The 8,852-nt window shown below is 73.0% G+C and carries 7 protein-coding genes and 2 pseudogenes; 1 reads left to right on the forward strand and 8 read right to left on the reverse strand.

Annotation, left to right across the window (positions count from 1 at the left end; all coding sequences use genetic code 11):
• Window positions 1-66: 66 nt before the first annotated feature.
• The 4 genes and pseudogenes from ACWJ6R_RS24060 to purN form a co-directional block, all read right to left on the reverse strand.
• Window positions 67-923: pseudogene (locus ACWJ6R_RS24060) on the reverse strand (bifunctional methylenetetrahydrofolate dehydrogenase/methenyltetrahydrofolate cyclohydrolase).
• A gap of 220 nt (window positions 924-1,143) precedes the next feature.
• On the reverse strand, window positions 1,144-1,326 hold the full coding sequence (locus ACWJ6R_RS24065) for a hypothetical protein (protein WP_068896650.1): 183 nt from the start codon (window positions 1,324-1,326) through the stop codon (window positions 1,144-1,146).
• A 381-nt stretch (window positions 1,327-1,707) separates the two neighbouring features.
• Window positions 1,708-3,252, reverse strand: coding sequence for a bifunctional phosphoribosylaminoimidazolecarboxamide formyltransferase/IMP cyclohydrolase (gene purH / locus ACWJ6R_RS24070; RefSeq protein WP_449064408.1), 1,545 nt, complete (start codon window positions 3,250-3,252; stop codon window positions 1,708-1,710).
• Between the two features lie 97 nt (window positions 3,253-3,349).
• The gene (purN, locus tag ACWJ6R_RS24075; RefSeq protein ID WP_449064409.1) at window positions 3,350-3,976 is read right to left on the reverse strand and encodes a phosphoribosylglycinamide formyltransferase; all 627 of its coding nucleotides are present in this window, start codon (window positions 3,974-3,976) and stop codon (window positions 3,350-3,352) included.
• A gap of 80 nt (window positions 3,977-4,056) precedes the next feature.
• Between purN and ACWJ6R_RS24080 the strand changes: the two genes are divergently transcribed.
• Window positions 4,057-4,467 carry a hypothetical protein gene (locus ACWJ6R_RS24080; protein WP_449064410.1) on the forward strand — a complete coding sequence of 137 codons (411 nt, stop codon included), beginning with the start codon at window positions 4,057-4,059 and terminating at the stop codon, window positions 4,465-4,467.
• A gap of 167 nt (window positions 4,468-4,634) precedes the next feature.
• On the opposite strand, the gene ACWJ6R_RS24085 is transcribed toward ACWJ6R_RS24080, so the two are convergent.
• From ACWJ6R_RS24085 to sucC, 4 genes and pseudogenes are all read right to left on the reverse strand, one after another.
• Complete coding sequence (locus ACWJ6R_RS24085) at window positions 4,635-5,933, reverse strand: cell division protein PerM (RefSeq protein ID WP_449064413.1); 1,299 nt, start codon at window positions 5,931-5,933, stop codon at window positions 4,635-4,637.
• Window positions 5,828-6,289, reverse strand: a complete 462-nt coding sequence (locus tag ACWJ6R_RS24090; RefSeq protein ID WP_449064411.1) for a cell division protein PerM — start codon at window positions 6,287-6,289, stop codon at window positions 5,828-5,830. Before ACWJ6R_RS24090 ends, ACWJ6R_RS24085 begins: the two co-directional genes overlap by 106 nt.
• 249 nt (window positions 6,290-6,538) lie before the next feature.
• A complete protein-coding gene (gene sucD, locus ACWJ6R_RS24095; RefSeq protein ID WP_449064412.1) occupies window positions 6,539-7,414 on the reverse strand; it encodes a succinate--CoA ligase subunit alpha in 876 nt (291 codons plus the stop codon).
• Window positions 7,414-8,593, reverse strand: a pseudogene (sucC, locus tag ACWJ6R_RS24100) (ADP-forming succinate--CoA ligase subunit beta). Before sucC ends, sucD begins: the two are co-directional and overlap by 1 nt.
• Window positions 8,594-8,852: the final 259 nt, after the last annotated feature.

Below are 8,852 nucleotides of genomic sequence, written 5' to 3' on the forward strand. Positions count from 1 at the left end.
CGCAGCGGGCGACCGGCGCGGCGCCGAGCCCTCACGGCGGCCGACCACCGTGGGCTGCCGGGCGTCCTAGCCGATCCCGGCCTGGCGCTCGGCGGCCTCGACCACGTTGGCGAGCAGCAGGGCCCGGGTCATCGGGCCCACGCCGCCGGGGTTGGGGGTCAGGAAGCCCGCGACGTCCGCCACGTCCGGGGCGACGTCACCGGCGATCTTCCCCTCGACCCGGGAGACGCCGACGTCGAGCACGGCCGCGCCGGGCTTGACCATGTCCGCGGTGATCAGGTGCGGCACGCCCGCGGCGGCGACGACGACGTCGCGCGCCGGGTGTGGGCCGCCAGGTCCTGGGTGCCGGTGTGGCAGAGGGTGACGGTGGCGTTCTCCGAGCGGCGGGTCAGCAGCAGGCCGAGCGAGCGGCCCACCGTGATGCCGCGGCCGACCACGACGACCTCGGCGCCCTTGAGCGGCACGCCGTACTCCTGCAGGAGCAGGACGATGCCGTGCGGGGTGCAGGGCAGCGGCGCGTCGACCATGTGCACCAGGCGGCCCAGGTTGACCGGGTGCAGCCCGTCGGCGTCCTTGCCCGGGTCCATCCGCTCCAGGAGCGCCTGGGTGTCCAGGTGCCGGGGCAGCGGGAGCTGGACGATGTAGCCGGTGCACTCGGGTGAGGCGTTGAGGCCGTCGATGACCTCCTCGACCTCCGCCTGGGTGGCGTTGTCCGGCAGGTCCCGGCGGATGGAGGCGATGCCGACCTCGGCGCAGTCGCGGTGCTTGCCTGCGACGTAGATCTGACTGCCGGGGTCGTCGCCGACCAGGACCGTGCCGAGCCCGGGGGTGATCCCCCGCTCCTTCAGCGCGGCCACCCGCTCCGCCAGATTTGCCTTGATCTTCGCCGCGGTGGCCTTGCCGTCCAGAATCTGCGCGCTCATGATGCCAACTTTCTCATGAGATCGTCCGCGTCCGGCCGTCGGCACCGCCTGCCGGACCGGCCGTGCCGGGGCCGCGGGCCGTCGGCGGACCGTGCACGCGCCGTACGGCCCGCGCGGATCATACGGCCGGACCGGATACGCACAGGACGGCCCACGCGGGCCGTCCTGCCGGACCAGGTACGCCCTGAGAGACGGGCAGCCTGTGGAGACCGTACGCGGGTCAGCCGCGCTCGGCCGCCTCGGCCTCGCGCCGCTCGATGATCCGGCGGGTGAAGGGGATGACCTCCACGGCCTTGGCGCCCAGGTAACCCGCGCCGAGGGCGAGCGCCACCAGGAAGACGGGGCTCTGCCAGAAGCCGGCGATCATCACCAGCGCGGGGAGCAGGAAGTCGAGCACGGCCATGCGAGGTCTCCAAGGGAAAGAGAAGGGATGACACAGGCTAAGGGCGTGCCAAACCTCTTCGAGCCGAAAAACTGTGGTCAGCCAGCCACTCTTTTGTCTCCTGTCCCAGTGATCCGTCTCACCTGGCCGGCTCGGGCCCGGAGGTCCTCGGGAGGAGCGGCCGTGCGGCGCCGGCAGGGAGGCTTCGCGCGAGTGGCATCACCTGTATCGGCGGGCCGGGCCTCGGTCGTAGGGCTTTCCGGAAGTTCCCCACCGGAACCGGAAGTTCCCCACCGGAAGAGGACACGGCCGCCGCGGGAACGCGACGGCCGTGCGGGCGGGGAACCCCGAGGTCCCCCATCGTGACGCGCGGGCGGGAACCCGGAGGCTCCCGCCGGGCTCCTAGTGGAAGAAGTGGCGGGTGCCGGTGAAGTAGAGGGTGACCCCGGCGGCCTCGGCCGCGGCGATCACCTCCTCGTCCCTGATCGAACCGCCCGGCTCCACGATCGCCTTCACGCCCGCCTCGATGAGCGGCTGCGGGCTGTCGGCGAAGGGGAAGAACGCGTCGGAGGCCGCCACGGACCCCTCGGCGCGCTCCCCCGCGCGGGAGACCGCCAGCCGGGCCGAGTCGACCCGGTTGACCTGGCCCATGCCGACGCCCACGCTCGCGCCGCCGGAGGCCAGCAGGATCGCGTTGGACTTCACCGAGCGGCACGCCTTCCAGGCGAAGGCCAGGTCCGCGAGGACCTCCGCCGACGCCGCGGGACCCGCCTTGAGCTCCCAGGTCGCGGGATCGTCGCCGGGGGCGTCCACCCGGTCCGCGGTCTGCACCAGCAGGCCGCCGTCGATCCGGCGGAACTCGGTCGGGTTGGCCGGTCCCTCGGGGCAGGCCAGCAGGCGGAGGTTCTTCTTCTCGGTCAGTACGGCCAGCGCCTCGGCGGTGAACCCGGTGGCCACCACGACCTCGGTGAAGACCTCGGCGATCTGCCGGGCCAGCTTCTCGGTGACCTCCCCGTTGACCGCGATGACTCCGCCGTAGGCCGAGACCGGGTCGCAGGCGTGGGCCTTGCGGTGCGCCTCGGCGACGTCGGCGCCGACCGCGATGCCGCACGGGTTCTGGTGCTTGATGATCGCGACGGCGGGCTCGGCGAAGTCCCACGCGGCCCGCCAGGCCGCGTCGGCGTCGAGGTAGTTGTTGTAGGACATCTCCTTGCCGTGCAGCTGCTCGGCGCCGGCCAGCCCGCCGGTGCCCGCGGTGTAGAGCGCCGCGCGCTGGTGCGGGTTCTCCCCGTAGCGCAGGGCCGCCGACAGCTCCCAGGAGGCCCCCATGAACGCGGGCCAGGTGTCCTCCTCCGCCGTGTAGACGTCGGCGAACCAGGAGGCCACCGCGGTGTCGTAGGAGGCGGTGTGCGCGTAGGCGGCGGCCGCCAGGCGGCGGCGCTCGGTGAGGGTGAAGCCCCCGGCGGCGACCGCGGCGAGCACGTCGCCGTAGGCGGCCGGGTCCACCACGACCGCGGCGGTGCCGTGGTTCTTGGCGGCGGCGCGGATCATCGCCGGGCCGCCGATGTCGATCTGCTCCACGCACTCGGCGTCGGAGGCGCCGGAGGCGACGGTCTGCTGGAACGGGTAGAGGTTGACCACGACCAGCTGGAACGGGTCGATCTCCAGCTCCTCCAGCTGCGCGACGTGGGCGGGGTTGCCGCTGTCGGCGAGCAGTCCCGCGTGCACGCGCGGGTGCAGGGTCTTGACGCGGCCGTCGAGGCACTCGGGGAAGCCGGTCAGCGCCTCCACCGGGGTCACCGGGACGCCGAAGGCGGCGATCTTCGCGGCGGTGCCGCCGGTGGAGACGATCTCCACTCCCGCGGCGTCGAGCCCGCGTGCCAGCTCCTCCAGCCCGCTCTTGTCGTACACCGCGATCAACGCGCGCCGGATGGCGATGCGGGTCACTTCTCGGTCCTCCTGTGTCGGTTCCGGTTCTTCCGGGGGCGCCCGGCTCATCCGCCGGGTCACCCGGCCGCCTGGTCGGCGGGGGTCGAGCGGGGGTTCAGCGGGGGCCGGCGGGCCGCCCGAAACGGACGGTCCGGCCGGTGACCGTCCAGCCTTCGCGGGCCATCCGGCCGACGGTGTCGACGAGCAGTCCTCGCTCGACGGTCTTGATGCGCTCGTGCAGGGTGTGCTCGTCGTCGCCGTCGTAGACGCGGACGGCCTCCTGGGCGATGATCGGGCCGGTGTCGACCCCGGCGTCGGCGAGCATCACGGTGCAGCCGGTGACCCGCACGCCGTACGCGAGGGCGTCGCGGACCCCGTGCGCGCCGGGGAAGGACGGCAGCAGCGCGGGGTGGGTGTTGAGCACGGGGAAGGCGGTCAGCGTCGGCGCGCCGAGGATCTTCATGAACCCGGCGCAGACCACCAGGTCGGGCTCGTGCTCGGCGATCCCGGCCGCGAGCGCCCGATCCCACGCCTCGCGGTCGGGATGGTCCGCGACCCGCTCGACGAAGACCGGCACTCCGGCGCGCTCCGCGCGGGCCAGGCCTTCGATCCCGTCGCGATCGGCGCCGACCGCCACGATCCGGGCGCCGTAGCCCTCGTCTGCCACGGCGTCCAACAGTGCCTGTAGGTTTGTTCCAGAGCCGGACACGAGAACCACAAGCCGAGCGGCCTGGGATGACAACGACGCACTCCATTCGGACGGGGACTCACGCCGCTGCAAGGGTATAGGTCCGTCCGCTCGGGCAACGCAAGGAGGTTGGCATGGCGGCACCGGTCCAGCTACGACCGGCGGAGAGCGCGGGGCGGCGGGCCCTGTGGCTCGCGTTCGCATCGGCGGTGATGACCCTCATGCTCCCGATGGCGGGACTGGTCATGTCGATCTTCGCGCTCGTCGTCTCGGTCCGGGCGATCCCGGCGCTCAGGTCGGTGTCCAAGCCGATCGGCACGGCCGTCGCCGGCATCGCCATCGCGTCGGTCACGCTCCTGTTCTCGATCATGGCGTCGGCGTTCCAGTTCTACCTGCGCGACGAACTGTCCGCCTACGAGGAGTGCCGCCGGGGCGCGAGCACCGTCACCGCCCAGGACGAATGCCTCAACCGGCTGGAGGACTCGATGAGGAAGAAGCTCCCCTTCGTCGAGCCCGGCCAGCTGCGCTTCCCGTTCGGTCCCTGACCCGGCCGGAATCCGCCCGTCCGATCCCGGTCCCGGCGGCTCCGGGCGTTTCCGCGGCCCGGGGTCTCCCGGTCCAGGGCGTTTCCGCGGGGTCCGGGACACGCCCGGCCGTCCGGGGGCGGCTCAGCCGCGATCCCAGGGGACGGGCCGCGATCCCGGGGGACGGTTCAGTCGCGATCCCACGCGTAGGGGTCCACGTAGATCACATGCCCGCCCTTGTCGTCGGTCTCGTCCACGATGTCGCGCCTGGGCGGCCGGGGCGGCTCCGGGCCCCGGCGCCTCTGCGGCTTCTCCGAGGCGGCGGCGTGCTCGTCCTCCCAGTCGTCCCGGATGACCGGGATCGGCTGGGTGTCGCACTCCGTGGCGTCCAGCCAGTGGCCGGGGAGCGCGCGGTGCTCGTCCGCGTCGGCGGCCCTGGCCCGGCCGGTCACCGACCCCGCCGCCATGGCCAGCTTCGCACCCGCCTTGCGGACGGGAGCCGCCGCCGAGGCGGCCTTCGCCGCCGCTCTGGCGACGGCGGTGTTGTGACCCCGGAAGATCAGCCACCAGTTGGCCAGGCCCGCCGAGATGCCCGCGGCGACCCCCGTCTCCAGCGTCACCGAGAGCATGACCTCCCAGGCCGCGGGACCCATCACGGCGAGCCTGCCGCCGCCGAGCGCGCCGCCGGACAGCGCCGCCATCGCCCCGGCCGCGCAGCCGGTGGCGATGCCGCAGGCGAAGCCCCACAGCGGCGCGCCCTCGTACGTGGGAGAGGGCGCGATCCTGACGAGCACGACGCCCGCCACCGCCCCGGCGACGAACGGGACCGCGATCACCGCCATGAGCCAGGCCGGGGTCGGACCCGCTTCGGGCAGCGCGCCCAGGATCGGCAGGCTGGGCACGGTGCCCAGTTGCACGCCGGTCGGGGCGATCAGCGTGCCGGTCCCGACCGCGAAACCGGGCCCGGCGATGTAGGCCATCCCCCAGACGAACGCGTTGAGCAGGTAGAGCCCCTGGACCAGCACGAGCAGCAGGCCCCCGACGACCCCGGGGGCCAGCACGTCGGTCAGGTGCCGGACCTCGCCGAAGCCCGCCACGACGGCGCCGAGCACCAGCAGAGCGCCCGCCAGCAGCATGATCCCCAGGGCGGCGGCGGTGCCGCCGACGACCGAGCGCAACCGCTCGGGCAGCAGGCGCGGCATCACCCGCCACGGCCCGATCGCCCTGACGGTCGCCAGCGAACCCGCGACGAAGGCCAGGATCAGGTGGCTGACCAGCACCTCGCCCAGGAACGGCTGGGTGATCGGGTTCCGGGCGACGATCGCGACCACCCCCGCCAGCAGCGCGTACGGCGCCGCCAGCGAGACGCCCGCCTGCGCGATCAGGACCAGCTGGGCCGCCGCCGGGCGTTGGCCTGCTCCTTGGGGCTGTTCCTGGGCAGCCTGGCCGGCAGCCGCAGCCGCAGGTCCGCGTCGCGGGCCATCCAGATCCCCGCGCGGTAGAGCAGGAAGGCGGGCAGGGCCACCAGCCCGAGCGGGATCAGCCCGACCGACCCGCCGGGAATCGCGAACCCCGCGTGGTGCGCGGCCAGCCAGAGCTGCGCCGCGGTGCGGAACACCTCGGGCAGGCCGCCGCCGAGCGTGCCCCGGGGGGCGGCGATCCAGCCGATCAGGGTGAGCGTGGTGAGCACCGCCAGGCCGACGCCGAGCGTCCAGGCGGCGGCGAGCATTCCTGAGACGGGGAGCGGCCTGCGGACGTCGTCGTCACCCGTGGCGCCGGGCAGGGGGATGCGACTGAGGACGGTGCGGGGAGCCGTCCGGAAATGGTCGAGAAGGGCCGTCACAGTACCCGATGGTCTCACCGATCTTCCGGTAGGCGGGCTCTCATCGGTCCGCGTGTCGCACGCCGTACGGGAGGAATGCCGCGAGTCGTACGGATTTCCGGGACGCGCGGGGCGCGAGGAAGGACCGGGACGCGCGAGAGGCGCCCGGCGGAATGCGCCGGGCGCCTCTGTCGAATCGTTTCTGCCGAACCGCTGCGACCGCCGGACGGCGGCGGGGCCGCGCCGGACGGCGCGGCCCGGCACGGACGGTCAGCGGGAGCGCATGACCTCGCGCATGAGGCGGGCGGTCTCGCTGGGGGTCTTGCCGACCCGCACTCCGACCTTCTCCAGCGCCTCCTTCTTGGCCTGCGCCGTACCGGCCGAACCCGACACGATCGCGCCCGCGTGCCCCATGGTCTTGCCCTCCGGCGCGGTGAACCCCGCCACGTAGGCCACGACCGGCTTGGTCACGTGCTGCTCGATGTAGGCCGCGGCCCGCTCCTCGGCGTCTCCGCCGATCTCGCCGATCATCACGATCGCGTCCGTGCCCGGGTCGGCCTGGAAGGCCTCGAGCGCGTCGATGTGCGTCGTGCCGATCACCGGGTCGCCGCCGATGCCCACCGCGGTGGAGAAACCGAAGTCGCGCAGCTCGTACATCAGCTGGTAGGTCAGCGTGCCCGACTTCGACACCAGCCCGATCCGGCCCGCGGTGGTGATGTCGGCCGGGATGATGCCCGCGTTCGAGGCGCCCGGCGAGGCGATGCCCGGGCAGTTCGGGCCGATGATGCGGGTCTTGCCGCCCTTGGCCACCGCGTACGCCCAGAACTCGGTGGTGTCGTGCACCGGCACGCCCTCGGTGATCACCACGCAGAGCGGGATCTCGGCGTCGATGGCCTCCTTGACCGCGTCCTTGGTGAACGCCGGCGGCACGAACACCACCGACACGTCCGCACCGGTCTCGGCCATGGCCTCGGCCACGGTGCCGAACACCGGCAGGCCCTCGTGGACGGTGCCGGCCTTGCGGGCGTTGACGCCGCCCACCACGCGGGCTCCGGCGGCGAGCATGCGGCGGGTGTGCTTGGTGCCCTCCCCGCCGGTCATGCCCTGAACGATGATCTTGCTGTTCTCGGTCAGCCAGATAGCCATTACGCACCTACCGCAGCGAGCTCGGCGGCGCGCTTGGCCGCCTCGTCCATCGTGTCGACCAGCTCGACGCCGGCAAGCTTGGCGTCGGCCAGGATCTGCCGCCCGAGCAGGGCGTTGTTGCCGTCCAGGCGGACGACCAGGGGGCGGGTGACGGCCTCGCCGCGGCTCTCCAGCAGCTGGAAGGCGGCCACGATGCCGTTGGCGACCGCGTCGCACGCGGTGATGCCGCCGAACACGTTCACGAAGATCGACTTCACCGACGGGTCGGAGATGATGATCTCCAGGCCGGCCGCCATCACCTCGGCCGAGGCGCCGCCGCCGATGTCGAGGAAGTTGGCGGGCTTGGGCTGCCCGGGGAACGCCTCGCCCGCGTAGGCGACGACGTCGAGGGTGCTCATGACCAGGCCCGCGCCGTTGCCGATGATGCCGACGTTGCCGTCGAGCTTGACGTAGTTGAGGTCCTTGGCCTTGGCCGCGGCCTCCAGCGGGTCCTCGGCGGCCTTGTCCGCGTAGGCCTCGTGCTCGGGCTGGCGGAAGGCGGCGTTGTCGTCGAGGGTGACCTTGCCGTCGAGGGCCTTCACCTGGCCGTCGGCGGACAGGATCATCGGGTTCACCTCGACCAGGGAGGCGTCCTCGTCGACGAAGGCGGCCCAGAGCTTCTCGATGAGCTCGGCCGCGCCGTCGAGCGCCTTCTCCGGCAGTCCGCCGGCCACGGCGATCTCGCGGCCGGGCCCGGTCGACGCCGGTGAGCGGGGAGACCGGGACCTTCGCGACCTTCTCGGGGGTGCTGTGCGCGACCTCTTCGATGTCCATTCCGCCGGCGGCGGAGCAGATGGCGAGGAAGGTGCGGTTCGCACGGTCGAGCAGGAAGGAGAAGTAGTACTCCTCCGCGATCGCGCTGGCCTCCTCGATCAGGACCTTGTGGACCGTGTGGCCCTTGATGTCCATCCCGAGGATGTCGGTGGCCTTCCGCTCGGCGTCGGCGGCGTCGTCGGCGACCTTCACGCCGCCCGCCTTGCCTCGGCCACCGGTCTTGACCTGGGCCTTGACGACGACACGGCCGGTCAGCTCCTCCGCTGCCGCGCGTGCCTCCTCCACGGTGTGCGCGACGATGCCGCGCGGCACGGGGATGCCGTACTCCGCGAAGAGCTCCTTCGCCTGATGTTCGAACAGGTCCACGAGGGTCCGTCCTTGCTTGTCCGGCTGGTGTACAGATGTCGGCGGTCCGGCTCCACGAGAGTGAGGGGAGCCTGGCGATTTTTGCGCCAATGAAGCCTAGCCTCCCCAGCGCCCCCGCGAGGTCACCGGGGCCGTGCTCCGGCTCACACCGCGGAAACGGCGGCCCCTGGAAAGGGCCGACGACCGGCGGCCCGCCTGTGATCAGCGGGTCGCAGGCGGCCGGCGGCCCCGTTCGACGGGGAGGCGGGGGGGCGGGAGG

The sequence above is a fragment of the Planomonospora algeriensis genome, assembly GCF_977012225.1.

Excerpts from the sequence above, each read along its gene's own strand:
- ACWJ6R_RS24065 (WP_068896650.1), bottom strand. The coding sequence starts at position 1,326 with ATGGCCGTGCTCGACTTCCTGCTCCCCGCGCTGGTGATGATCGCCGGC.
- ACWJ6R_RS24080 (WP_449064410.1), top strand. The coding sequence starts at position 4,057 with ATGGCGGCACCGGTCCAGCTACGACCGGCGGAGAGCGCGGGGCGGCGG.
- sucD (WP_449064412.1), bottom strand. The coding sequence starts at position 7,414 with ATGGCTATCTGGCTGACCGAGAACAGCAAGATCATCGTTCAGGGCATG.